Here is a 25693-nt window from a genome sequence, read left to right as displayed (position 1 = left end):
CACGCTTTCGCAGCACCGCGTCGAAAGTCGGCACGGTGCGCCCGGAGCGCGTCAGTGTTCGCTCTCCCCGCTGTTGCCGTGCGGGCCCTGTGCCTCCTCTCCGGGACGCTTCGGCAGATACACGTGGACGTGCCCGTGCCCGGCGTCGACGTTGAGCACGTCGAGCTTCGTCGACGCGACCGCCCACGCGTCCACCGCCTGCGTCCGCAGGTCCGATGCCAGCTGCTCCAGCCGGGCACGCTCGGGCTTCTGCGCGTCCAGCGCGAGGCCGTACGCGTCGACCGACGAGCCCAGCAGCTCGACGGCCAGCATCAGTCCGCTCCGTGCCGTGTTGATGTCGGTCGAGGCCGACGGAGGGTTGCCGAAGGTCGCGAGCGCGTCCTTCACCGTCGACCGCCATCGTTCGACGTCGCCGGGTGTGGCCGGCACCGGCGAGGTGCCCTCGTCGACCGGAAGCGCGGCGTTCAGCGTGTCGAGCATCGGCACCAGGTCGCCGTGCACGGACACCGCCATGTCGGTCAGGTCGACGACGACCTCGGCGTTGCGTTCCTGCTCGGCGGCGCGCAGCTCGGCCACCCGGTCGTCGATCTTCTCGGCTCGTGTCTCCTCGCCGGCGTCCGCCGTCACGACGACGGCGACGATCACCGCCGCCACCGCCACGACGACGGAGGTCGCGGTGATGATCGTGGATCCCCGGCGCCGGAGCAGGGATGCCCGCTCCGGCGCCGGGGCCGAGGACCGGCCGGCACCGGTCCCCCGTCCGCCGCGCAAGTCCGGTCTCCGGGACCCGTTGCGTTTGCCCGCCACGTTCTCAGGACTTCGGCCTCGCACGGTGACGTCTCCTTTCCCTTCGGATGACAGATGAAGCGTTACGTGGGTCGGCGCCGGCCATGGTGCGGTCGGGCATCGGCGAAGCACGAGCCGCGGGCGAGGGCGGCGCCTACCCACGCCACGATCACAGCTGCTCTCGCAGCGCCTCACCCATGTCGAGGAGCTCGGTGCGGACCTGCTCGTCCTCGACCTCCGAGGCCACGTCCGCGTACCGGTCGAGCGCCTCACCGGCCTGCTCGGTCACACCACGACCGGACAGCCGCTCGGCGACCTCGAGATGCTTCACCACCTGACGCTCCTGCCGCCGGTTCAGCGCTCCCGCCTGGTAGTAGTCGTCGACCAGGGTGGTGGCGTTGGCGAACGTGAACTCCTGAATCCGGACGTCGCGGAAGTACACGTCGTCCGCGCCGCCGTGGTTCTGGAGCCCGATGTAGCTCGGCGCGTTCATCCGGGCCGGGTCGGTGTCGGTGTAATCGTTGATCTTCACACCGTTCAGGAACACCTGGATCCGGTCGCCTTGCACGAGGAGCTCGTACGAGTTCCACTCCCCCGGCGGGTTCAGCGCTGCGTCCCGGGCTTCCTGGTCAGCGCCTTGGAACCCGTAGATCGACCCGGTGGTGTGGGTGGGATCGTCGGTCGCGTCGATCTGGATCTCGTGACCCTTGTTCACCGCCACCCACGGGTCGTCGCCCGGGTCGGGGAAGCCGACGAACACACCGGAGTTGTCGTCGCCGAGCATCTTCCAGTCGAGCTTCAGGCTGTACGACTCGAAGGCCTCGTCGTACCAGTACAGGCCCATGCCACCGTACGAGAACAGATCACACCCGGTGTAGGCGAACCCGCCGGGACCGGCCATCTGCCAGCCCTCGAGGCTGGCCTCGGTGCCGTCGAACAGGCTGCGGTAGCCCGGCTCCGGCTGAGTCGCCTCGCACTGCGGCGGCGTGTACTCCGCCATCCGGAAGTGCTCGAACGCCGCCGTCTGGCCCTCGCCGTTGAACGCCGCCAGACCGACCTTCGGGTTCGGCATCTGCGACAGCGGGCGCGGCCGGCCGAACCGTGTCCACTCCTCGCCGTCGGCCGACCAGTACGCGGTCAGCACGTGACCGTCGCTGACGATCTTGACGTGGGCGTTCTCGGTGATGCCCTCCGGCAGCTCGCCGGAGCGGTCGAGTGCGGCATCGAACACGGCTGAACCGTTGGTGGTCTGGCCGAACTCGAACCGCCACCCCACGTTCGGGATGTTGATCAGAACCGCCTTGGCGAAGTTCTGGTCACCGGAGTGCACCATCAGACCGGCCTGCTCGTAGTCGCCGCCGGCAGGCAGCGACAGCTGTGTCGACACCTCGAACCCGGCGGCCGGGTCGGCGACGTCCTGCAGGACGACGTTCTTGGCACTGGTGTTGCCACCGTGCATGTCACCCTCGAGCGCGTCGATGCGCAGCTGCCCGCCGGCAACCTCGTAGTGCGCCAGGTCCGGCCGCAGGATGCTCGACCACCGGCACCGGTCCAGACCGTCGCCGTCGAACTCGTCGTCCGGCTCGACCGGCGCGTCCGGGTCGGGGCAGGCGGCCTGCTCGGAGCTGAACCTCATCGCGTCGATGTCCATCAGCCCGCCGCCGTCACCGCGGAACACCAGGAACAGCTCGTCGGTGCCGCCCGGGTCGTCCACCGCCACCGGCGGCACCTGGACGTAGTTGTCCGGGCTGCCGGTGTGCGGCACCGGAACGGTCGCGGCCAGCGGCCCGTCCGGAGCGCCCATGCGCACCTCGACGGTGCCGCCGGGACCGCCGGCGGACACGCGCATCCCGACCGACTCGACACCGGTGAGGTTCCACGGCTCGAACGAGACCCAGTCGCCGTCGTCGATGTAGCCGATGCGGGCACCGCCCTCGGCCGCACCATGGTTGACGACCTGCACACCGCTCTGGTTCGAGAAGTGCTCGGCCTGCCGGTGCTTCGGCTGCAGGACGATCCTCGTCGACCCGGTCACCGGCGCGGAGTCGGAGTTCGGAGGCGTGTCGGTGTACTCGGCCAGGATCAGCCCGAAGATGTTGTCGTCGGTGCCGTGCGAGGCGTCCGCTCCGGTGGTCAGGGTGCCGGAGCAGCCGTTGACGGTCTCGCCGCCGTGCGTGTGCTGGTCGTGCCCCAGCGCGAACGTCACCTCGACCTTCGAGCAGTCGACGGGCATGCCGTCCGGGTCGGTGACGGACACCTCGTAGTCGATCTCGTCGCCGAACGAGAACGTCTGCCCGTTCGCCGGCTGGACGACCTCGACCACCGGCGCGGTGTTGCCGACGACGATGTGCGCCGTGGCGACGCCCTCGTTGCCGGTCTGGTCGGTGACCGTCAGCGTCGCGGTGTACTCGCCGTTCTCGGTGTAGGTGTACGACGCCGCCTGCTCGGTGGAGTCGGTGGTGCCGTCCCCGTCGAAGTCCCAGGCGTAGCTGAGCGTGTCACCCGGGTCCGGGTCGTTCGACCCCTCGGAGGTGAACTCCACCGTCAGCGGGGCCTGCCCCGAGGTCGGGCTCGCCGAGGCCATAGCCTCCGGCGAACGTGTCCCCTTGACGTAGTCGACGCGGTACAGCGCGGAGTTCTCGTCCCCGCCGAAGAACCCGGTGCCGTAGTCGAGCACGTAGAGCGAGCCCTGCGGACCGAACTCCAGGTCCATCAGCTGGGTGTTGTCCACGACGCCGTCCGAGAAGGCGCCGATGTGCTGCGGCGATCCGTCCTCGGCGACGCTGATGTTCTTGATCCACTGCCGGCCGAACTCGTAGCCGAAGAACTGCCCGTCGTAGTACTCGGGGAACTTCGTCTGCGACTCCAACTGCGGGTCGTAACGGTAGACGGGACCGCCCATCGGCGACTCGCTGCCGCTGCCGAACTCCGCCACCGATCCGCCGTTGTACGGGATCCAGGCCGGCTCCGCCGGAGGCAGCGTCGACAGGCCGGTGTTGAGCACCGAGTCGTTCGTCGGGCCGCCGGCGCAGTCGAACTTCTCCCCGATCGGATCGTTCATGCCGTCGTTCGGGTCCGGCTCGCCGGTGTTCGGGTCCTCGCCGTAGTACGCGGTGAACTCGCGTTCGACGTAGGTCTCCTCCGGGGTGTTCTTCCCGGTGCAGAACGGCCAGCCGAAGTTGCCCGGTTCGGTGATGCGGTTGAACTCGACCTGCCCGGCGGGGCCGTAGCGCCCGGCGCTGCCGGAGTCCGGCCCGTAGTCGCCGACCCAGACGTCGCCGGTCGGCTCGTCGACGCTGATGCGGAACGGGTTGCGGAAGCCCATCGCGTAGATCTCCGGACGGGTCTTGTCCTCGGTGTCCGCGGACTCCGGGAACATGTTGCCCTCGGGGACGGTGTACGAACCGTCCGCGTTCACCGAGATGCGCAGGATCTTCCCGCGCAGGTCGTTGGTGTTGCCGGAGGTGCGGCGCGCGTCGAACTGCGGCGCCCGGTCGGCGCGGTCGTCGATCGGAGAGTACCCGTTGGACTCGAACGGGTCGGAGTCGTCACCCGTCGACAGGTACAGGTTGCCGTCGGCGTCGAAGTCGATGTCGCCGCCGTGGTGACAGCAGTTGCCGCGGTCCTGCGGCACCTGCATGACGACCTGCTCGGATTCCAGGTCCAGCTGGCCGTCGACGAACTTGAACCGGGACAGGTTGTTGTGGCCCTCGTAGGCCTCCCACACGCTCGGGTCGAGGCTGCTGTGCGCCACCTCGCCCTCCGGTGTGCCGAGCACCGGCGAATAGTAGAGGTAGACCCAGCGGTTCTCCTCGAAGTTCGGATCGAGCGCGATGCCCTGCATCCCGTCCTCGCGGAAGTCGTACACCGGCACCTCTGCAGCCAGGCTGGTCTCGCCGGCGGCCGCGGTGTAGTAGACCTGACCGGAGCGCGCGGTGTGCAGCGCGCTGCCGTCGGGCAGCACGGCGACGCCCATCGGCTCGCCCATCTCCTCCTGGCCCTTCGCCAGCGTCACCTGGTCGAAGTTGGCGTCGACGGTCGCGCCGCAGTCGGCCTCGGCCTGCCCGGCGGCGGTCATGATGCCCCCGAGCACGTGCTCGGTGAACGCCGGCTCGTTGGTGAACGAGTCGGACGTGTGCCCGCCGCCGGTGTACCAGGCGCGTCCGCCGGCGTAGTCGTGACACCAGGCGATGGGATGGTCGGCCCCCATGGCTCCGTCGCCGGCGTCATAGCTCGACTCGTCGAGCTCGGCCAGCACGTGCACGTCGCCGCGCGGGTTGGTCTGGTAGTTGTACCACTCGTCGGTGCGCTCCCAGCGCCGCGGCAGGTGCGCGGTCGACGGGTGCACGGAGTCGGTGACGTCCACGGCGGCCTGCTGGATCTGCGGGTGCGAGTCGAAGTACGCGCCCACCAGCCCGTGGTACCAGGGCCAGTCGTACTCGGTGTCGGCGGCCGCGTGGATGCCGACGTACCCGCCCCCGGAGGCGATGTAGTCCTCGAACGCGGCCTGCTGCTGCTCGTTCAGGACGTCGCCGGTGGTGGACAGCCAGACGACGGCCTCGTACTGCGCCAGGTTCTCGGTCGTGAAGGCGGACGCGTCCTCGGTGGCCGTCACGCCGAAGTGGTTCGCCTCCCCCAGTGTCTCGATGGCGGCGATCCCGTCCGGAATGGACGAGTGCCGGAAGCCGGCGGTCTTGCTGAAGACCAGGACGTCGAACTCCGCGTGCATCGGCTCCACCGCCGACGTGTCGGCGTCACCGGACGCCGGTTCGTCGGCCGCGGGCAATGGCGCCGGTGCGGCGGTCGCGCTCAGACCCAGCGGGGTCAGCACGGCCGCGCCCAGGACGACAGCGGCACCACGTCGTAACGATCTCGTTCGGACCCGTCTCGGATCGTCTCTCACAACGCCTCCTCTTGTCGTGGAACTGACACGGCGCCCCTGGATCTCCCGGCCCTGTGTTGTGGTGGTCGGCAGGGGGGACCGGGCCGGCGGCGACCGCCGGACCGGCCCCGCCCCCTGCCGACCACACGACCTACAGCTGCGCCCGCAGCGCGTCCGCGACCGCGAGCAGCTGCGCTCTCACCTCCTCGTCCGCGACTCCCTCGGCCACTGCGGCGAACCTGTCGAGCGCGGCCTCGGCCTGCCGGGCCCGACGGTGTTCGGCGGTCTCCTCGGCCGCCCGCAGATGCCCGAGCATCCGGTTGGCCTCGGACGTGGTCACCAGCCCGTCGTCGTGCAGCTGCTGGACCAGCGACCGCGCCAGCTCGTAGTTCACGAAGGTCGTGAACTCGACCGTGACCTCGGTGGTGTTGCCGGCCTCGTCGGTGCCCACCGCGGTCAGCGTGTGCGCACCGGCCAGCGGCGTGACGGTGGACGGGTTGTCCACCGGCTCACCGTCGAGCCGGAGCTCGACACCGGCCACGCCGGACACCGCGTCCTCGGCCGCGGCGCCGAGCTCGACCTCGGCGCCGAGATCGTAGGATCCGCCGTCCTCGACACCGGACACCGTCACCTCGGGCGCCGTCGCGTCCAGCCGGACCGACGCCGAAACCGGCTCGGAGACGTTGCCGGCCTCGTCGGTGCCACGGAACGCCAGCTCGTGCACGCCGTCGTCGGCGACCTCGACCGGGCCGTCGTACGCCGTCCACTCGCCGTCACCGACCCGGTACTCGACGGTGACATCGCCGCCGTCGTCGGCCGCCGTCGCGGTGACGGTGACCGGGTCGACGTGCCACCCGTTCGAGCCGGTCGGCTCGGCCGGGTCGACCTGCACGTCCACGGTCGGCGGGGTGGTGTCGTCAGGGGCCACGGTGAACGACAGCGACTGCCACTGTCCGGCGTTGCCCGCCGCGTCCGTCGCCCGGTACTCGACCGTGTAGTCGCCGGGCTCGTCGAACGTGACCGGCCCGTCGTAGCTGGTCGGCTCCTCACCGGCCAACCGGTACTCGATCGAGTCCACACCCGAGCCGGAGCCGTCGTCGGCGGTCAGCTCGAGCGTCTGCGGTCCGCCCTGATCCAGGTCGGCGCAGGCGATGGGCAGCCCCGGGAACTCCGAGTCGTGCACCATGACGCCCAGCTCGACCGGACGCGCGACCCAGCTCGCCGAGCCGGATCCGACGGCGACGCCCTGGCTGTTCGCCTCCAGCTCACCCTTCGGGTCCGCCGACGACGACAGCCAGATCTCGTTCGGCGGCTCCGGCGAACCGTCCGAGTCGTGCATGTAGTGCCCGCCGCCTTCCGCGCAGGTACCGGCATGCAGGTGCGACGGGTAGGTCGACCCCGGGTCGAGGCCCTCGACGCGGACGTCCACCGCGGTGCCGTTGTCCGACGAGCGGACCATCGTCACCTCACCGGTCACGTCCAGGTCGGTGCGCCCCGGGATCTTGACCAACTCACCGGTCACCTCGCCCAGCTGCCGTGCGGTGACGGCCGGCGCCGTGGTGTCCTCGCCGCCGTCGCTGGTGACCCGGAAGTAGTCGAAGCCGACCGTGACCGGCTCCTGCTGCTGGGGTCCGATGGCCATCAGGCCGAAGGAGTCCAGCTCCGCGTCGTTGGTCACCGGCTCGCCCAGCGACGTCCAGTTCACCCCGTCGCCGCTGATCTCGGCGCTGTAGGTGGTTCCGGACTTCGTCAGGCGCAGCTGGTACTTGCCGCTCTCGGTCGACTCCGCGACGTCGAGCTGCCGGTTGCCGCCGGCGCCGAAGTCGCCGCCCTGCTCGGAGACCAGCTCGGCTCCGAGATCGGTCGCGGTGTCCGGCGTGTTCCGCGCGGCCACGTCGAACTTCACGTAGTTGTCGTCGTCGCCGTACACCATCAGGCCGGCGAGCTGCCACTGGTGCAGCATCGTCGGCGTCAGCTGGGTCTCGACGGTCCAGTCGCCCGCCGGAAGATCCTGCAGGATGAAGTTGCTCGGATCCTCGTTGGCGCCACCGTTGATGTCGCCGGGCTGGGTCTGGATGCGCAGCTGGCCGTCGGCCACGGAGACCGCCGACGAGTCGTAACGGACCACCGAGTTCCAGCGGCACCCGTCGACAGCGTCACCGTCGAACTCGTCCGACGGCGCACGAACACCATCGTCGTCGGTGTCCGGGGTGACGGTGAAGTGCTCGAACACCGCGTCGACCTCCGGCGTGCCGGTGTCGCCGGCCGCCATCAGCCCGATGGTCGCGCCATCGATGACCGACGCCGCGCCCGCCAGATCGGTCCAGGTTTCACCATCGGCGGAGTACGCCGCGGTGAGCTGCGAACCGTCACTGCTCAGACGCAGGTGTGCGGTGGACGGGAAGTCCGCCGGCAGTGTCACGTTGTCGTGCCACGTCCGCGAACCGCCCGACTCGGTCTGGAACTCCAACAGCCGGCCGCCGGACGCGTTCCTGGTGAACGCCACCTTGACGTAGTCGTCGTCGGTGCCGTGCAACAGGAGCCCGGCGTGCTGCCACTCGCGGGTGTGCTCGATCGACACCTGGGTCTCGACCGTCCACTCCCCGTCGCGGGCCGGCTGGCCCACGTAGCTGATCGGCCCGGTGGCGGCCTCGTTGATGTCGCCGTCGGTCACCGGCAGCGTCAGCGCGCCGTCGGCGACGGTGGCGGGCATCCCCTCGGCGTTGCGCACCGTGCTCCACCGGCTGGTGTCCAGCTCCGCCCCGTCGAACTGGTCGGACTGGCCCTTCTCGCAGACCGGTCCCGGCTCGGGGTCCGGGTCCGGTTCCGGTTCCGGCGTCCACACCTCGTTGGTCAGCGTGAACCCGCTGAACTGGGCACGGTTCGTCTCGGTCGAGCTGTGCGCGGTGACCGCGACGCCGATGTCCTGCGCCGACGTGGCACCGGGCAGCGTGACCGGGTCACCGATCGCGGTGAACTCCTGGCCGTCCTTGCTCCAGTACGCGGTGTACTGGTCGCCGTCGCGGACGAGGCGAACCCACGCCGGGTGCCCGTTCGTGCCCCCGCCGTCACTCGCGTCGAGCTCGCCGTTGCCGTCGGTGTCACGCAGCCACTCGAACTCGAGCCCTGCCCGCATGACCAGGGCCGCGTAGCCCGCTGACGACCCCGGCTGGGTGACGTCGTTGCGCACGATCAGCCCGGCCTTGGCCGAGTCCTCGGTCCCGGACTGGCCGTCGATGCGCACCGTCGCCGTCCACTGCTCACCGGCGGCCGCCGGCAGGTAGGCCGCACCGTACTCGTCGGTGCCCTGCCACATGTTCCCGCCGCCGGAGTTGACGATCCAGGTGTCCGTGTCCGGGCGATCGAACGTCGCACCGGCGTTGCTGTAGGTCAGCCAGTTCCCGTACAGGTCACCGACCTCGACCCGGACGATGCGCGACGTGGTGCTGTCGCCGTTGTCGTTCGTCGCCACGGCGGTGAGGTCGTAGCGCCGCTTCTCGGTGACGTCCCACGTCGTGGCGTACGGCGCGGTGTCGTCCACGCCGATCGACTCGCCGTCGGCGAAGAACTCGACCTGAGTGACCGCGTTCTCCTCGTCGCTGGCCTCGGCGGTGACCTCGATCGCGCCCGGCTCCAGCTGGTCGTCGGCCGCCGGAGAGGTGATCGCCACCTCCGGCTTGGACGTCGTCGCCGCGCCCTTGCCCTCGGCCTCGACGAAGTTCAGCCTCCGCTCGCCGGCCCCGGGGAACACCGCGTACAGCGTGAAGGAATCAGGCGTGTCCGTGCCTGTGTTGGCTACTGGCACGGTGACGTCGGTGTAGCCGGTCGGCCCGGTGGCCGGGATCTCGGCGGTCCCCAGCAGCTCACCGTCGGGAGCGCCCTTGCGCAACTCGATGGTGCCGCCGTCCGGCGCGGCGGCGCGCACCGTCAGGCCGTCGACGTTGTACAGGTTGACCGGCGCATACGACGCCCACGCACCGTCCGATCCGGTGATCGCGTCGCCGTGGCCCTCGACGTCACGCGAACTCGACGCGGTGACGCCCTGTGCCTCGTCGTAGAACTCCGCCTCCCGCTTCTTCGGGAACAGCAGCGTGGTGTCGGACCCCGTCAGCGACGGGATGTCCCCTTCGCCTCCGCTGTCGGAGTATCGGGCGTCCAGGACGTAGAACACGTTCATGTCCTCGCCGTGGCCACCGCCCAGTGAGGTCGTCGCGGTGCCGGTCCGGCCGGACAACGGAGCGCCCGAGTGAGCGTGCCCGTTGTGCCCGAGTGCCGGCTGGACGACGACGTCGGCGTCGGCGATGGACTCGTCCTCGGCGTCGGTGACGGTCAGATCCCACGGAATGTCGTCACCGAACTCGAAGAACGAGCCGTTCGGCGGCAACCCGAAGTCCACCTCCGGGCGGGTGTTGCCGACCGTGATCGGCACCGTGGTCGTCCCCGTCTTGCCGTGCGGGTCGGTGACCGTCAGCCGGGCGTCGTACACACCGTTCGCGTCGTAGGTGTGCGTCGCCGTCGTCCCGGTCGCGTCCACCGTGCCGTCACTGGTGAAGTCCCACTCGTAGGTGAGCTGCTCCTCCTCCGGGTCGGTGCTGGAGCTGCCGTCGAACGAGACCTCCAGCGGGGCGTGCCCGGAGTCCGGTGTGGCGGTGATGTTCGCCTCCGGTGATCGCGACCCGGAGACGTAGTCGATGCGGTGCAGCCCGGAGTTCGGGTTGTCGCGGCCGAAGCCGCCGCCCCAGTCGAGCACGTACATCGAGCCCTCAGGCCCGAACTCCGAGTCGATCGGCGCGAGGAACTCCTGTTCCGGCAGGAACGGGTTCACCTTCTCCAGTTCCGTGGTGTCACCGTTCGGGATGAGTGTGTACATCTTGTTGCGCGACCACTCGTAGAAGAAGGCCTTGCCGTCGTACGACTCCGGGAACTTGGTGTCGGACTCCAGCGCCGGGTCGAAGTTGTAGAACGGCCCGCCCATCGGCGCCAGGCCGCCGCCCTGCGGAATGACCTCGGGGACCGACGAACGCTGGTAGCCGTACCACATGTCGGCCGGCTTCGCCGCCGGCAGGTTGGTCAGCCCGGTGTTGCGCACCGAGTCGTTGACCGGGTTGGAGCAGTCGAACGAGTCGCCGACGGTCACCGGGTCGGTGGTGTAGTCGACGTCCTTGAACGGCTCGTTGTTGCCCATGCACAGCGGCCAGCCGTAGAAGCCGGGCTCGGTGATGAGGTTCCACTCCGCGATACCGGCGGGGCCGCGGTCCGGGTTGTCGGTGCCGTTGTCCGGCGAGTAGTCGGCCATGCCGATCGCACCGGTCTCGTCGTCGATGGTGAAACGGAACGGGTTACGGAAGCCCATCGCGTAGATCTCCGGGCGGGTCTTGTCCTGGGTGTCCTCGGACTCCGGGAACATGTTGCCCTCGGGGATCGTGTAACTGCCGTCCGGCTGCGGCGTGATCCGCAGCAGCTTGCCGCGCAGGTCGTTCGTGTTCGCCGACGTCGCGCGGGCGTCGTGGAACGTGCCCTCACGCTCGGACAGCGGGGCGTAGCCACCGGACGGCTCGGAGTGCGGGTTCACGTCGTCGCCGACGCCCAGGTAGAGGTTGCCCTGCGGGCCGAACTCCAGGCCGCCGCCGGTGTGCCCCGGCTCGTCGGGCAGCCGCCGTGCCGGCACCTCCAGCATCACGGACTCGGACGCGGGGTCGATCTGCGAGTCCGCGCCGACCGTGAACCGGGACAGCCGGTTGTAGAAGTTCGCCGGGTCGGTGTCGTCCTCGCTGGCCGGCGAGTAGTAGACGTACAGGTAGCCGTTGTCCGCGAAGTTCGGGTCCAGGGCGATGCCGAGCAGGCCGTCCTCACCGCCGGAGTACACCGGGATGGTGATGGCCGTGTCGGTGGTCCGGGTCTCCGGGTCGTACACGCGGATCTGCCCGCGAACCAGCTCGGTGAAGAACACCCGCCCGTCGGGGGCGACGTCGATCGCGAACGGCGCGCTCGTGTTCTCGTCCAGGGAGACCCGCTCGAACTGGTCCCACTTCGTACCGCCGCAGTCACCCTCGGCGATACCGGCGGCCCACTCGACACCGCCGATGATGTGCTGCACGAACGCCGGCTCCTCGGTGTAGTGCGCACCGAAGTGACCCATGGCCGTCACCCACGCGCGGCCGCCGTCGTACGGCTTGCACCACGAGATCGGGTGGTCGTAGCCCATGGCGTTGCTGCCGGGGTCGTACGTGGTCTCGTCCATGGTCGCCAGCACGTGCGCGTCACCACGGACGTTGGTGGAGAAGTTGTACCACTCGTCGGCGCGGTCCCACCGTTGCGGCAGGTGCTGGGTGGACGGGTGGGTCTGGTCCTCGACGCGGACCGTGCCGGGCTGGCCCGGGCTGGTCCCGGTGGCGGCGTGCCCGGGCATCAACGACCCGATCAGGTCGTCCCACCACTGGTAGCCACCGCGCATGTCCGCGGCGTTGTGAACCGCGACGATGCCGCCGCCGCCCTGCTGGTACCGCTCCAGGGCCGCCTTCTGGTCGGCGGTCCACGGGTCACCGGAGGCCTGGAACATGATCAGCGCGTCGAACCGGGCGAGGTCCTCGTCGTTGAAGATCGTCGAGTCCTCGGTGTGCTCGGACGTGATGCCGGCGTCGGCCAGCGACGTCTCGAGGACGGGGACGCCCTGGTTGATGGCCTCGGTGTGCCGGTACGCCGCCGTCTTCGTGAAGATCAGGACGTGGGCGTCCTCCGCGGCAGGCGGTTCCTCCTGCGCCTGCGACGGTAAGGCGTTGAGCAGTGAGAATGCGAGTGCGACGGTGAGGGCTACGGCTAACAGCCGTCCCCACCGCTGGCGTAGAGCCACGTACATCAGGGTTTCCTCCAGGGAAAGAGCATCAGCGTCTTCTCGGAGCCCCGCGGCGTGCCGGCGCCGGCGGTCGCGAACACCTACGGCTGGCCGACCACCTCCTCCACGTCCCGCAGGAACGACAGCCCGTCCACGGCGATCGCGTCCTGGTTGGCCGCGAGCGGCCGCCAGATCGACGCGGCGGTGGCGATGGTGGCGTTCTCGGCGGTGAACGACTCGATGGCCAGGGGACCCTCGTAGCCGGCCCGGTCGAGAGCGGCCAGGATGCCGGTCCAGTCCAGATGGTCCGCGCCCGGCGCCCCTCGATCGTTCGCGCAGACCTGGACATGGGCGATCCGGTCCCCTGCGCGGGTGATCGCCTCGGCGATGTCACGTTCCTCGATGTTCATGTGGTACACGTCCAGCGCCAGACCGCACGCCGCGGGCGGTAGCCCGTCCAGGGCGTCCAGACCCTGCTCGACGGTGTTGATCAGGCTGGTCTCGTATCGGTTCAACGGCTCGACGGCGACGGTCACGCCGGCGTCCGCGGCGTGCTCGACCACGGGGCCGAGACCGTCGCGCAACTCGGCGTAGCGCTGCCGGCGCTCGATGTCGTCCATCCGCCACGTCCGGCCCACCGAGGCGTACGCGGGGCCGGCGATGACCGGCGACCCCACCGCCTGCGCCACGTCCACGACATGGCGCAGGTAGTCGCGGGTGGTGGCGACCGTTCCCGGGTCCGTGGCGACCAGCTCGCGCCCCTCACCCATGACCAGCACGACGCACGCCTTCAGGCCGAGCTCGTCGAGCAGGGCGGACGCGCGCTGCGGATCCCAGTCGCCCGGGTTCTCGACCGGGAGCTCGATGACGTCGAAGCCCCAGTCCGCGATCCGCGGCGCCAGCGCCGCCAGGCTGGTGTCGGTCAGCGGTGACGTCCACACCCAGGTGTTGACGCCCAGCGCCCTGTTCATCGGCTCAGCTCCTCATCAGGTGTGTCTCCGCCCCGCCCTCGTTGATCGTGGAGTTCTTCGGCTGAGATTCGGACGAATCGCCCGCTGGAGCCGTATTTCTCCACGATCAACGAGGGACGGGAGGGGTGGTGATCGTCGGTGGTCGGGAACGAGAGGTCGGACGGGTCAGCGATCCTGCCAGGCCTCGGGGAACCCGGGAAGGTCCTCGCCGCCGAACTTCGCGTAGTGCAGGTCGGGCATGCCCTCGTTGCGGTCGAGGTACTCGTCCCGGTCCTCCTCGGTGATCGGCTCCTGCGGCAGCACCCACTCGGACGGGACCTTCTCGCCGTTCCAGATCTTCACCGCGGCCTCGATCGGGGTGCGCCACTGGAAGTTCGAGTACGCCGGAGCGATGGCCGTCATGCCGGTCTCCTTCCACTTGCGCATGAAGCCCAGCTCGTCCTCACCGACCATGACCGGGTAATCGTTGCCGGTGTCCTCGAACGCCTCGACGGCCGCGACCGCGCCGTCGCCGGCGTCCATCCAGATGCCGTCGACCTCGCCGCGCTGCAGGTACTGGGTGACGGTGTCCTTGATGGTGGCGGCGTCGCCCTCGGTGAACTCGTTGCCGAGGATCTCCAGGTCGCTGTCGGCGAAGATCTCCTGTGCCGCCGCCCACCGGTGCTCCAGCACGTCGACACCGGGCAGGATCCGCAGCGCCAGCACCTTCGAGCCCGGCTCGAGGTTCTCGACCAGGAACTCCGCGCCGTCGGCGCCGTAGGCGTAGCCGCCGATCGGGTGGATGAACGTCACCATGCAGTCGGTGTTGACGCCGCGGTCGAACACGATCACCGGGACACCGCTCTGGCACGCCGCCTCGACGGCCGGCGTGAGGGTGGCCGTGGTCGACGGCGAGATGATGATCGCGTTGCAGTCACCCGCGTCGACGAACGCCTGGATGTCGGAGATCTGCTTGTTGTCGTCGCCGCCGGCGTCAGATACGCGGAACTCGCCGATGTCGCCGCTGTCTTTGTACACCTGGACCTGCTGCTGCATCGTGATCCAGCCGGTCACCCGCCACGGGTTGGCGACCGAGGCGTTGGAGAAGCACAGCGTGTTGCCGTCCTGTGCGTACTCGGCGGTCTCGACGTATTCGGGGTCGATCGCCTGCAGCCACGGCTTGTCCGCCGGGCCCTCCGGCTCCTTGTCGCGCTGGGCGAGCTGTTTCTCGTACTCGGCCTGGACGAACCACTCGTCGCCGGAGCCTTCGGAGGACTGCCCCCCGTCGTCCGGCTGCTCGGCGGCCTGGTCCACCTCGTCGGTGGTGTCCGCCGGCTCGTCGGTCGTGCATGCCGTCAGCGCGAGCACCGCGGTAACGGCGCCGGCGGACAGAACACGAAGCTTCCGCATATGACTTTCCTTCCTCGAACGGTCCTAGGACCCCGTGGTTTCGTCGGGTCGAGCATCGGTTGCCGGTACTGCGGGACGTGACCGTTCGCGCGCGGCATAGGCCACCGCCGCGATGATGATCACGCCTTGGACCGCCGGCCGGATGGTCGACGGCAAGCTGAGCTGGTTGAACAGGGTGAACAGTGCTTCGACGGTCAGCGCACCGGCCATCGCGGCGACGACCGTGCCGCGTCCGCCGCCGAGCACCACACCGCCGAGCACCACGGCCGTGATCGCCGTGAACTCGAGCCCGTCACCCACCTGCGCCGTGACGCCCGCGTAGCCGCCGATGAGCACGCCGGCGAGACTCGCCAGCACGCTCGAGAGGACGAAGGCGGCGGTGCGCACCTGCCACACCCGCACCCCGGAGAAGGCCGCGGCCTTCTCGTTGTCGCCGGCCGCGATCAACGTCCGGCCGTACGGGCTGCGCATGAGGACGACAGCTGCGATCACCACGGCGACGAGGATGAACAGCGCCCATGGCAGCAGCCGCACCACCGACATCTCGATGCCACCGCGCCCGGCCTGGCGGAACCCCTCGGACAGCGCACCGGTCGGCGAGCCTCCGGTCCACAGCCGGATGGCGCCGTAGAGCACCAGCATCATGCCGAGCGTGGTGATCAGTGAGTGCACCTTCAGCAGGGTCGTGATCAGCCCGTTCACCAGGCCGACCACGATCCCGAAGGCGAGCATCAGCAGCATCACCGGAACGGTGCGGCTCTCCTCGCCGTCGATCAGCGCCGCTGCGATGACGACCTGCGCGCCCACCAGCGAACCGACCGACAGGTCCAGCTCGCCGGCGACGATCACGAAGTACTGCCCCACGGCCAGGATGACCAGCGGAGCGGCGTTCTTGATGAACGCCATCAACGACGGCGGCTCCATGAATCCCGGGTTGACCACGGCGATGACCGCGAAGATCACGACCAGCAGCGCGAACACGGTGGCGCTGCCTCCGCCGAACAACGCCGCGAGCAGTCCCGCGGCCCTGTTTCCGCCCTGGCGCTGTGGCGCGGGCGTCTGGGTCATGGTCATCGTCCACCCCCGTGGCCGGCCGGAACGGATTCGTCGTCGGCGGAGTCCGGGGGCGCCCCGGGGTCACGGCCCCGTCTCTCGCCGCCTCCGCCGTTACCGCGGAACCGGACCCGGGTGGCCTGCCGGTCGTGGTAGCGACGGGCGTAGATGGCGACGGCGGCGATGATGACCACGCCGCGGAGCACGTCCTTGAAGAACGGGTCCACCTGCAGGATGTTGAAGATCGTGTCCAGCTCCGCCAGGATCAGCACCCCGGCGAGCGTTCCGGCGACTCCGCCGCGCCCGCCCATCAGGAAGGTGCCGCCCAGCACCACCGCGGCGATCGAGTCGAGCTCGTAGCCGGAGTCGTAGACCAGGGCGCTACCGGTGCCGAACCGTGCCGCGATCAGCAGGCCGGCGACTCCGGCCGCGATCGAGCACAGCACGTGCGAGATGATCATCACCCGGCCGGTGCGGATCCCGGACAGCCGCGCGACGTCGTCGCTGCCGCCGACGGCGTACATGTGGTAGCCGGTCCGCGTCTTGCGCAGGTAGAGGATGCCGGCGACGACGGCGATCAGCATGACCGCGGCCGACAGCGGGACGGGCCCGATCCGGCTGTACCCGAACTGCTGGAACACGCTCGGCACCTCGCCGGCCGGGCCCTTGTACTGCGTGTCCAGGTACCCCTTGATGATCAGGCCCATGCCCAGGGTGGTGATGAACGGGTTGACCTTGAGCAGCGTGATGATCAGCCCGTTCGCCAGGCCGATGGCGCCCGCGACCAGCACGACGACGGCGATGCCCAGCGGTATCCGCGCGGCGTCGCCGGCCATGGTGGTGGCGCCGATCAGGCTGGACAGCGCCATCACGTAACCGACCGACAGGTCGAGCGAGCGGCACAGGATGACGAACGTCTGCCCGAGGGCGACGAAGCCCAGCAGGCTCGAGCGGGTCAGCATGTCGACCGTGTTGGCGGTGCTGAGCAGGTTGTCACCGCGGATGCCCACGAGCACCGCGCCGATGATCACGACGCCGAGCAGCGCCAGGTACACCAGCTCGGTCGAGCCGAGCCGGCGGCGACGCACCGGTGTCGCCGTCTGCGTGGTCACGGTCGTGCTCACGACCTCCCCCCTTCGCTCGCGTGGCCGGTGGCCAGCGCCATCACGTCCTCTTCCGGCACGCCGCCGGAGGTCTCTCCGGCGATCCGGCCGTCGCTCAGCACGACGATCCGGTCGGCCATGCCGATGACCTCCGGAAGCTCGGACGAGATCATCAGGATCGCCACCCCCTCGGCGGCGAGCTCGCGCATGAGGCTGTAGACGCGGTGCTTCGCTCCGACGTCGATGCCGCGGGTCGGCTCGTCGAGCACGATGACCGACGGCTCGGTGGCCAGCCACTTGGCCAGGACCACCTTCTGCTGGTTGCCGCCGGAGAGGAACCGCACCTCCTGGTCCTCGCCGCGCGCGACGAGATCGAGCGAGGACAGGATGCCGGGGATCCGTTTCGCGCGGCGGGTAGCGCCACGCGGGCTGACCGCGTCGAGCACCAGCCGCGCGTTCGCGGACACGGACTGGTTCAGCGCCAGCCCTTCGGCCTTGCGGTCCTCGGTGACCAGCGCGAGTCCGGCACGGACCGCCTGCCGGGCCGATCGCAGCCGCAGCCGCCGACCGTCCATGTGCACCGAGCCGCGGGTGAACCGGGCGATGCCGAACAACGCGTGCGCGATCTCGGTGCGCCCACTGCCCTGCAGCCCGGCCAGCGCGACGATCTCGCCGGAGCGCAGCTCCAGGTCGATGCCGTCGAGCTGTTCGTTCCCGCCGCCGCTGACCCGCAGCTTGACGTCGCCCACCGTCGTCCCGGGGATCTTTTCCGGGAAGAACGACGACATCGGCCGGCCGACCATCATGCGGACCAGGTCCTCGGAGTCGATCGCCGCGGTGTCGACCGTGTCGACCAGGGCGCCGTCCTTCAGCACCGTCACCCGGTCGCAGAGGTCGAAGATCTCCTTGAGCCGGTGCGAGACGTACAGGATCGCGACGCCGCGCTCACGCAGCTGGCCGACCAGCCGGTACAGCAGCTCGACCTCCTCGTCGGCCAGCGCCGCGGTCGGCTCGTCCATCGAGATGATGCGCGCGTCGTAGGACAGCGCCTTGACGATCTCGACGATCTGCTGGCCGGCGACCGACAGCGAGCGCACCGGCGCCTGCGGGGACAGCCACGTCAGCCCCAGCTCCTCGAGCAGCGAGGCGGTGTCCGCGTTCATCTTGCCGGCGTCGACCATCCCGCGGGTGCGCGGCTCGCGCCCGAGGAAGATGTTCTCGGCCACCGAGCGGTCCGGCAGCAGGTTGAACTCCTGGAAGACGGTGGAGACGCCGGCCTCCTGCGCCTGCAGGGGGTGCTCGAAGTCGACCGGCTCGCCGTCGAGCTCCACGCGCCCGTTGTCGGCGCGATGCACGCCGGCGAGGATCTTCATCAGCGTCGACTTCCCGGCGCCGTTCTCACCGACCAGCGCGTGCACCTCGCCGGCACGCAGGTCGAGGTCGACGCCGTGCAGCACGCGCACGCCGAGGAACGACTTCTCGACGCCGGTCATCCGCAGCAGCGCTGTACCGACGGCCGTGCCGCCGGAGGGCGCCGCGGACGGGTTGGCGGTCACCGTGCCACCTCCACCCAGCTCTGTTCACGGGCCGAGGCCACGACGGCGTCGGCGAGCCGGGCAGCCCGCAGGCCGTCGTCGAAGGTCGGCAGCCCGTCCGGGGTGTCTCCGCGGACGGCGGCGGCCGTGTCGGCCACGAAGGAGTTGAAGCAGTCCTGGTAGCCCTGCGGGTGTCCCGCGGGGATGTGCGCGTACCGGGCGGCCGCGTCGCTGAGCGTGTCGGGGTCGCGCACGACGAGGCTGCTGCGCTCGCGTCCGCCCCACCACAGCACTTCCGGGTTCTCCTGGTCGAAGCTGAGCGTTCCCTGGGACCCGGACACCTCGAGCAGCAGGCGGTTCTTCCGGCCGGCGGAGACCTGGCTGATCACCACCGAGCCGGGGGCTCCCGACGCGGTGGCGAACTGCATGGTCACGACGTCCTCGGTGGTGACGTCGCGCTGCTGCGACTCGCCGCGCCGCCCGTTCACCGTGGACGTCCGCGCGCTGAGCCCGACGATCCGGTCGCCGGTGACGAACTCGAGCAGGTCGCACCAGTGCGAGCCGATGTCGCCGAATGCCCGGGTCGGCCCGCCGAACTCCGGGTCGACGCGCCAGTTGTCGTCGCTGGGGTGCAGCATCCAGTCCTGCAGATAGCTGCCGTGCACCAGCGATATCGTTCCGATCTCGCCGCGCCGCACCCGCTCGCGCGCTTCGCGCACCACCGGGTGGAAGCGGTAGACGAACGGCACCGTCGCGATCCGGTCCGCGGAACGCGCGGCGTCGGCCAGGCGCTCGGCGGTCGCGCCGTCGACGGCGAGCGGTTTCTCGCAGACGACGTGCTTGCCGGCGGCGAGTGCGGCGTGGACGACCGGTTCGTGCAGGTGGTTCGGCGTACAGACGTGGACGACGTCCACGTCCACCGATTCCACCAGGTCACGGAGGTCACCGAACGCCTGGTCCGCGCCGATCTCCGGGCGCGCCGACTCGGCTCGTTCGAGGCTCGATCCGACGATCCCGACGACTCGGCCACCGCCGGCCCGGACGGCCCGGGCATGTACCCGGCCCATGAATCCGGTGCCGACGATCGCCGCCCGGCGACCGTTTCCGGCGGGGATGTCTGGTTGGTCTGCGGTCTCTTCTGTGACGGGGGCCACTCCCATGGACGCCGAACCTAGCGGTGACTTTTGACGTGTGTCAATCAAAAGTTGCCGGTTCGTTGCAAAACTATGGCACGACGCACCGACGCAAGCCAGATATGTTTCACTTAATAGATGCTGGAAGACTCGGTCGGCGACGGCCACAAGGGGACGCCGCCAGCGGACATGCTGTCCGACCCCGTCACCGGTCCCACGGTGGCCGGAGCGGGCGCGCTGCTGTGGATGATGCGCGACGGCACCCCCCGCACCCGCTCCGAGCTGGCGTCGGTCACCGGGCTGGCGCGCTCGACCATCGCGCAGCGCGTCGACGCGCTGCTGGCCGCGGGGTTCATCGGCCCGGCAGGTGAGGCGACGTCCACGGGCGGGCGCCCGCCGACCCGCTTCGCGTTCAACCCGACGGCGCGAGTGACGCTCGCGGCGGACATCGGCGCCACGCACGCCAGGGTCGCCGTCACCGACCTCGCCGGCGACGTGCTCGCCGAGCTGCGCGAGGAACTGGACGTCGCCCAGGGACCGGACCCGGTACTCGACCGCGTGGTCCGCGCCTCACACGAGCTTCTCGACGAGATCGGCCGCTCACCGTCCGACCTGCTCGGCGTCGGCATCGGCCTGCCGGGCCCGGTGGAACACTCCACCGGCCGGCCGGTGAACCCGCCGATCATGCCCGGCTGGGACGGCTTCGACGTCCAGGGCTACCTGCGCGAACGGCTCGGCGTCGTCGCCCTCGTCGACAACGACGTCAACATCATGGCGCTCGGCGAGCACTTCACCCAGTGGCGCAGCGCGCCGCACATGATGTTCGTCAAGATCGCCACCGGCATCGGCAGCGGCCTGATCAGCGACGGCCGGCTGCACCGCGGCGCGCAGGGCGCCGCCGGCGACATGGGACACCTGCAGTTGCCGCACAGCGACGACGTCGTCTGCCGATGCGGGAACACCGGCTGCCTCGAGGCCGTCGCCAGCGGCGCCGCCATCGCCGCGGCGCTCACGACACGCGGCATCCCCGCCGCGTCCAGCCGCGACGTCGTCAACCTCGCCCGCGGCGGGTCGGTGGAGGCGCTGCAACTGGTGCGGCAGGCCGGGCGCGACATCGGCGAGGTGCTCGCCGCGGCCGTCAGCCTGTTCAACCCGTCGCTGATCGTCATCGGCGGCTCGCTGGCGCAGTCCGGCGAGCACCTGATCGCCGGCGTCCGCGAGATCGTCTACCGGCGCTCGCTGCCACTGGCCACCCAGCACCTGCGCATCGTGCAGTCCCGCACCGGCGACCGGGCCGGCGTCATCGGCGCGGCCGTCATGGTGATCGACCATGCGCTGGCCCCGGCGCAGCTGGACGCACTGCTCGGCACATCGTGACCGCGTCACCTGATCGCCGTGTCACCTGATCACCACTTGTGCACCTGATCATCGCCTCTCGCGTGATCAGGTGACACCCAACCGGCCGACGCCTGCTCCGACGACGGCCGACGTCACCGCCGAGCGGTCCGTTGTCACCTGATCGCCTCCAGGATGTGGACACAGAACGATCAGGTGACTGCCACGCGTCGTACGGCTTCTGTTTGTCACCTGATCATCACGGTTGGTCGGCACCGGCGCCCGGCCACGAGTCCGAGAGATCACGCGATCAGTTGTCGGAGTGATCGACCTCGGCCAGCAGCTGCTCGAACGGTGTCGGCGCGGCGAACGGGTCCGCCGCTTCGCGCGGCTTCCGGGACGCGACGAGCCCGGCCAGTTCGGCACCCGCACGGGTGATCCGGTCGCCGAGTACGCCGGTCGCCGTCCCCGTGCCCCAGTCCGACGTCGCGGCGTACACACCGGTCGGCACGACGACCGAGCGCAGGTAGGTGAACATCGGGCGCATCGCGTGCTCGAGGACCAGCGAGTGCCGCTCCGTCCCGCCGGTCGCGCCGATCAGCACCGGCATGCCGGCCAGCGCGTCCGCGTCGAGCACGTCGAAGAACGACTTGAACAGGCCGCTGTACGACGCCGTGAACACCGGCGTCACCGCGATCAGGCCGTCGGCCGCGACCACGTCGTCGATCGCCGTGCTCAGCGTCCCGGTCGCGAACCCGGTCAGCATGGTGCTGCTCAGCTCCGCCGCGTGGTCGCGGAGCTCGACGACGGTGACCTCCGGCTCGGTGTCCTGCTGCCGCAGCGCCTCGGCGGTGGCTGCGGCCAGGCGGTCGGCCAGCATCCGGGTCGACGACGGCTCACGCAGCCCGGCGGAGACGACGGCCAGCTTCCGCTGCGTCATCACAGCACCTCCGCCGGCGCGTCGGCGCCACGGTCGGTCGTCCGCTCGGCCGTTTCGGCCGCCTGCTCGGCCGCGGCGACGCGCGAGGCGTGCGTCGGCGCGTCCGGGACGTGAGCAGGGCGCCCGGCGTCCAGCTCCTTGCGCAGCACCGGCACCACCTCGCCGCCGAGGATCTCCAACTGCTCCAGCACGGTGGACAGCGGCAGACCCGCGTGGTCCATCAGGAACAGCTGGCGCTGGTAGTCGCCGACGTCCTCGCGCATCGCCGCGTAGCGGTCGATGACCTGCTGCGGACTACCGACCGTCAACGGCGTCTCGGCGCTGAACTCCTCCAGCGACGGGCCGTGGCCGTACACCGGCGCGACGTCGAAGTACGGACGGAACTCCCGTACCGCGTCCTGGGAGTTCGCCCGCATGAAGACCTGGCCGCCGAGCCCGACGATCGCCTGGTCGGCGCGGCCGTGGCCGTAGTGCTCGTAGCGGCGGCGGTAGAGGTCCACCATCTGCTTGGTGTGCGTCATCGGCCAGAAGATGTTGTTGTGGAAGAAGCCGTCGCCGTAGTAGGCCGCCTGCTCGGCGATCTCGGGGCTGCGGATCGAACCGTGCCAGACGAACGGCGGCACGCCGTCCAGCGGGCGGGGTGTCGCGGTGAACGACTGCAGCGGCGTGCGGAACTTGCCCTGCCAGTCGACGACGTCCTCGCGCCACAGCCGGTGCAGCAGCGCGTAGTTCTCGACCGCGAGCGCGATGCCGTTGCGGATGTCCTGCCCGAACCACGGGTAGACCGGGCCGGTGTTGCCGCGGCCCATCATCAGGTCGACCCGGCCGTCGGCCAGATGCTGCAGGTAGGCGTAGTCCTCGGCGAGGCGGACCGGGTCGTTGGTGGTGATGAGGGTCGTCGCCGTGGAGAGGACGATCCGCTCGGTCCGTGCGGCGACGTTGGCCAGCAGCACCGGCGGGTTCGGCGGGGCGGCGAAGGGCGGGTTGTGGTGCTCGCCGACGGCGAAGACGTCCAGGCCGACCTCCTCGGCCTTCAGCGCGATGGCGACCATCGCCTTGATCCGTTCCGCCTCCGACGGCACGCGCCCGTTCGTCGGATCCGGCGTCACGTCGCCCACGCTGAAGATCCCGAACTGCATCGTCATCGTTTACTCACCCGCCCATATTGTTGACGTGTCATCAAAGATACACGGCTGCAACGGTTGGCGTCGATGTCCTATTCCGCGACGGTGCGGGCCATCACCAGGGGAACCGTCGCACCACCAGGCCTACACGGGTGGTACTCCAGGCAAAACCATGCTGAACGTGATCATTCCGCGACGGTTGCGCGTGCCGGATTCTTCTCGAGCGCCGGTCACCGTTCGCGGCCCCAGCGGCGTCAGGGGTGCAGGCGGGACCGCGCCTCGGCGTAGGCCGCACGGACCTGGGTACCGTCGGCGCCGCCGACGGTCTCGATACCGGCGCCCGGATGCACAGTGGTGTCCACCGCCAGTTCCCACTCCGGTGGGGCCGACGTAGCGGCCAGCGCCCAGGCCGCCTGCCGCGCGGCGCCGCGGGCCACGTACTCCCCCGCCGCCGGAACCACCACCGGCACGCCGAACACGTCCGCGGCCACCGCACGCACCGCCGCCGACTGTGCCGCGCCTCCGACCAGGACGATCCGCTCGACCGCGACGCCCTGGGCACGCATCGCGTCCACGCCGTCGGCCAGGCCGCACAGCATCCCCTCGACCGCCGCGCGTGCCATGGTCTGCGGCGTCATGCTCGCGCGGGTGAGCCCGACCAGGCTGCCGGTGGCGCCCGGAAGGTCCGGCGTCCGCTCGCCGTCCAGATACGGCAGCAGCACCAGCCCGTTCGCACCGGCGGGGGCCTCGAGCGCGAGCCTGTCCAGCCCGGCCAGGTCCGTGCCGAGCATCGTGGCGGTCGCAGAAAGGACCCGCGCCGCGTTCAACGTCGCCACCAGCGGCAGATGCCGCCCGGTGGCGTCCGCGAACCCTGCCACGGTGCCGGTCACGTCGGTCACCGGCGACTCGGACACCGCGAACACGGTCCCGCTGGTGCCCAGGGACACGACCACGTCGCCCGGCTCGAGAGTCAGCCCCAGAGCCGCGCCCATGTTGTCGCCGGTGCCGGCAGCGATGGCCGCGCCGGAGGGCGTGCGCCCCACCACCTCTGCCGGAGCGGCCACCCGCGGGACCCCCAGCTCGCGGCCGAAGGCCATGCTCAACAGATCGGGGCGGTACGACTCGTTCGCCGCGGACCAGTACCCGGTGCCGGACGCGTCCCCGCGGTCGGTCGTCGCCTCGTCGGGCCGGCCGGCCAGCTGCCAGGTCAGGTAGTCGTGCGGCAGCATGACCTGCTCGGCGCGTGCGGCGTTCGCGGGCTCGTGCGCGGCCAGCCAGCGCAGCTTCGTCACCGTGAAGCTGGCGACCAGCACCAGCCCGACGGCGTCGGCCCACGCGCCGGCTCCGCCCAGCTCGTCGGTGAGCTCACGCGCCGCGCCCGCCGAGCGGGTGTCGTTCCACAACAGCGCCGGCCGCACCACGGCGCCGTCCGCGTCCAGCACCACCATGCCGTGCTGCTGACCACCGACCGCGACGGCGTCGGCCCGCTCCAGCAGGCCGTCGCCGGCCGCCCGTAACGCGTCCCACCACGCCTCCGGCCCGACCTCGGTGCCGTCCGGATGGTCGGCCCGCCCGGTGTCGACCACCGCACCGGAGTCCGCGTCGACGAGGACGACCTTGCAGGCTTGCGTGGACGAATCGATTCCAGCCACCAGAGTCATGCCGGTCATCATGCCCGGTTTCGTCCGGCCTCTCGCGAGCGGGGCGGGGACTATCGGGCCGCCACGCCGACCCTGCTGTACGCCTCACGCAACGCGCCGAGGAACGTCTCGGTGGGCTGTGCCCCGGCGACGCCGTGGGTGCGGCCCATGACGAAGAACGGAACGCCGCTCGCGCCCAGCCTGCCCGCCTCGCCGATCTCGGAGCGGACCTCGTCGCCGAACGCGTCACCGGCGAGGACACGGCGGATGTCGTCCTCCGGCACACCGGCCTCGGCGGCCAGCCGGACGAGCGTCTCGTGATCGCCGAGGTCCTCGGCGTCCGTCACGTAGGCCCGCATGAACCCTACGTGCACCGCGGCTCCGGCGCCGTGTTCACGAGCGAGATGCGCCACCCGGTGCGCGTCGAACGTGTTCGCCACCCGCGCCCGGTCGAGCCGGTACTCCAGGCCGTCGCCGGCGGCGATCTCCGTCACCCGGTCGGTCATCTCGCGGGCCCGGTCGAGCCCGCCGAACTTGCGGCTCATGTGCTCGTGCAGACTTTCGGCGGTTCCCGCCTCGACGGACGGGTCGAGCTGATAGCTGCGCCAGACGATCTCGACGTCGTCGGCGTGCTCGAACTCGCCGAGCGCGGACTCGAGCCGGCGCTTGCCGATGTAGCACCACGGGCAGACGAAATCGGACCAGACCTCGATCAGCATGTCACGCTCCTGCCGACGGATCGCCGGGCGTCGCCGTCGGCGGGACCGCGCACACGCCGTCGGCGCACGCGCCCGCGTCCGCGTCCGCGTCACCGTCCACCATGACCAGACCGCCGCCGGACGCCGGCTCGTCGGCTCGGGACGGCTCCGCCGCCGTCGCGTCGTTCATCGACACACCTCCACTGGATGACACCGGTACGGCTCTCACCGCGGGTCAGCACCGCCGTTCACCCCGCTATTCCCACCCTGCC

General features: G+C 70.3%; 15 protein-coding genes. 1 reads left to right on the top strand and 14 read right to left on the bottom strand.

Annotated elements, in window-relative coordinates; all coding sequences use genetic code 11:
• Nucleotides 1–51: 51 nt before the first annotated feature.
• The 9 genes from CLV30_RS04495 to CLV30_RS04455 form a co-directional block, all read right to left on the bottom strand.
• On the bottom strand, nt 52–771 hold the full coding sequence (locus tag CLV30_RS04495; protein WP_106535961.1) for a hypothetical protein: 720 nt from the start codon (nt 769–771) through the stop codon (nt 52–54).
• Nucleotides 772–955: 184 nt separating this feature from the next.
• The gene (locus CLV30_RS04490) at nt 956–5689 is read right to left on the bottom strand and encodes a ThuA domain-containing protein (protein WP_205740424.1); all 4734 of its coding nucleotides are present in this window, start codon (nt 5687–5689) and stop codon (nt 956–958) included.
• A 130-nt stretch (nt 5690–5819) separates the two neighbouring features.
• Complete coding sequence (locus CLV30_RS04485) at nt 5820–12524, bottom strand: ThuA domain-containing protein (protein ID WP_106535960.1); 6705 nt, start codon at nt 12522–12524, stop codon at nt 5820–5822.
• 77 nt (nt 12525–12601) lie between these two features.
• Complete coding sequence (locus tag CLV30_RS04480) at nt 12602–13471, bottom strand: sugar phosphate isomerase/epimerase family protein (RefSeq protein ID WP_106535959.1); 870 nt, start codon at nt 13469–13471, stop codon at nt 12602–12604.
• A gap of 165 nt (nt 13472–13636) precedes the next feature.
• Nucleotides 13637–14860, bottom strand: coding sequence for a substrate-binding domain-containing protein (locus tag CLV30_RS04475; protein WP_106535958.1), 1224 nt, complete (start codon nt 14858–14860; stop codon nt 13637–13639).
• Between the two features lie 24 nt (nt 14861–14884).
• Nucleotides 14885–15928: an ABC transporter permease gene (locus CLV30_RS04470; protein ID WP_205740425.1), complete on the bottom strand. Its 1044-nt coding sequence runs from the start codon at nt 15926–15928 to the stop codon at nt 14885–14887.
• 2 nt (nt 15929–15930) lie between these two features.
• Entirely contained in the window at nt 15931–17037 is a 1107-nt protein-coding gene (locus tag CLV30_RS04465) for an ABC transporter permease (protein WP_205740426.1), read from the bottom strand.
• Nucleotides 17034–18509 carry a sugar ABC transporter ATP-binding protein gene (locus CLV30_RS04460; RefSeq protein WP_106536082.1) on the bottom strand — a complete coding sequence of 492 codons (1476 nt, stop codon included), beginning with the start codon at nt 18507–18509 and terminating at the stop codon, nt 17034–17036. The genes CLV30_RS04465 and CLV30_RS04460 overlap by 4 nt, the downstream gene beginning before the upstream one ends.
• A gap of 59 nt (nt 18510–18568) precedes the next feature.
• Nucleotides 18569–19711 (bottom strand): Gfo/Idh/MocA family protein, encoded by a 1143-nt coding sequence (locus CLV30_RS04455; protein ID WP_106535956.1) that lies wholly within the window; start codon nt 19709–19711, stop codon nt 18569–18571.
• 111 nt (nt 19712–19822) lie between these two features.
• On the opposite strand from CLV30_RS04455, the gene CLV30_RS04450 reads away from it, so the two are divergent.
• Nucleotides 19823–21061, top strand: a complete 1239-nt coding sequence (locus CLV30_RS04450; protein ID WP_205740428.1) for an ROK family protein — start codon at nt 19823–19825, stop codon at nt 21059–21061.
• Nucleotides 21062–21329: 268 nt separating this feature from the next.
• Here the strand turns inward: CLV30_RS04450 and CLV30_RS04445 are convergent, their stop codons facing one another.
• From CLV30_RS04445 to CLV30_RS26250, 5 genes are all read right to left on the bottom strand, one after another.
• Complete coding sequence (locus CLV30_RS04445; RefSeq protein WP_106536078.1) at nt 21330–21959, bottom strand: FMN reductase; 630 nt, start codon at nt 21957–21959, stop codon at nt 21330–21332.
• Nucleotides 21959–23098, bottom strand: a complete 1140-nt coding sequence (locus CLV30_RS04440; protein WP_106536079.1) for an LLM class flavin-dependent oxidoreductase — start codon at nt 23096–23098, stop codon at nt 21959–21961. Before CLV30_RS04440 ends, CLV30_RS04445 begins: the two co-directional genes overlap by 1 nt.
• Nucleotides 23099–23337: 239 nt before the next feature.
• Complete coding sequence (xylB, locus tag CLV30_RS04435) at nt 23338–24744, bottom strand: xylulokinase (RefSeq protein ID WP_106536077.1); 1407 nt, start codon at nt 24742–24744, stop codon at nt 23338–23340.
• Between the two features lie 50 nt (nt 24745–24794).
• Nucleotides 24795–25442, bottom strand: a complete 648-nt coding sequence (locus CLV30_RS04430) for a DsbA family oxidoreductase (RefSeq protein WP_106535955.1) — start codon at nt 25440–25442, stop codon at nt 24795–24797.
• 1 nt (nt 25443) lies between these two features.
• Nucleotides 25444–25611 carry a hypothetical protein gene (locus tag CLV30_RS26250; RefSeq protein ID WP_165358430.1) on the bottom strand — a complete coding sequence of 56 codons (168 nt, stop codon included), beginning with the start codon at nt 25609–25611 and terminating at the stop codon, nt 25444–25446.
• Nucleotides 25612–25693: the final 82 nt, after the last annotated feature.

This window comes from Haloactinopolyspora alba (assembly GCF_003014555.1).
Lineage (GTDB): Bacteria > Actinomycetota > Actinomycetes > Jiangellales > Jiangellaceae > Haloactinopolyspora > Haloactinopolyspora alba.
This window is presented reverse-complemented; position numbering and strand designations above follow the sequence as displayed.

Coding starts and splice junctions, on each gene's coding strand:
- CLV30_RS04485 (WP_106535960.1), bottom strand. CDS start 12,524: ATGTACGTGGCTCTACGCCAGCGGTGGGGACGGCTGTTAGCCGTAGCC.
- CLV30_RS04480 (WP_106535959.1), bottom strand. CDS start 13,471: ATGAACAGGGCGCTGGGCGTCAACACCTGGGTGTGGACGTCACCGCTG.
- CLV30_RS04475 (WP_106535958.1), bottom strand. CDS start 14,860: ATGCGGAAGCTTCGTGTTCTGTCCGCCGGCGCCGTTACCGCGGTGCTC.
- CLV30_RS04470 (WP_205740425.1), bottom strand. CDS start 15,928: ATGACCCAGACGCCCGCGCCACAGCGCCAGGGCGGAAACAGGGCCGCG.
- CLV30_RS04460 (WP_106536082.1), bottom strand. CDS start 18,509: ATGACCGGCGTCGAGAAGTCGTTCCTCGGCGTGCGCGTGCTGCACGGC.
- CLV30_RS04455 (WP_106535956.1), bottom strand. CDS start 19,711: ATGGGAGTGGCCCCCGTCACAGAAGAGACCGCAGACCAACCAGACATC.
- CLV30_RS04450 (WP_205740428.1), top strand. CDS start 19,823: ATGCTGGAAGACTCGGTCGGCGACGGCCACAAGGGGACGCCGCCAGCG.
- CLV30_RS04445 (WP_106536078.1), bottom strand. CDS start 21,959: ATGACGCAGCGGAAGCTGGCCGTCGTCTCCGCCGGGCTGCGTGAGCCG.
- CLV30_RS04440 (WP_106536079.1), bottom strand. CDS start 23,098: ATGCAGTTCGGGATCTTCAGCGTGGGCGACGTGACGCCGGATCCGACG.
- xylB (WP_106536077.1), bottom strand. CDS start 24,744: ATGACTCTGGTGGCTGGAATCGATTCGTCCACGCAAGCCTGCAAGGTC.
- CLV30_RS04430 (WP_106535955.1), bottom strand. CDS start 25,442: ATGCTGATCGAGGTCTGGTCCGATTTCGTCTGCCCGTGGTGCTACATC.
- CLV30_RS26250 (WP_165358430.1), bottom strand. CDS start 25,611: ATGAACGACGCGACGGCGGCGGAGCCGTCCCGAGCCGACGAGCCGGCG.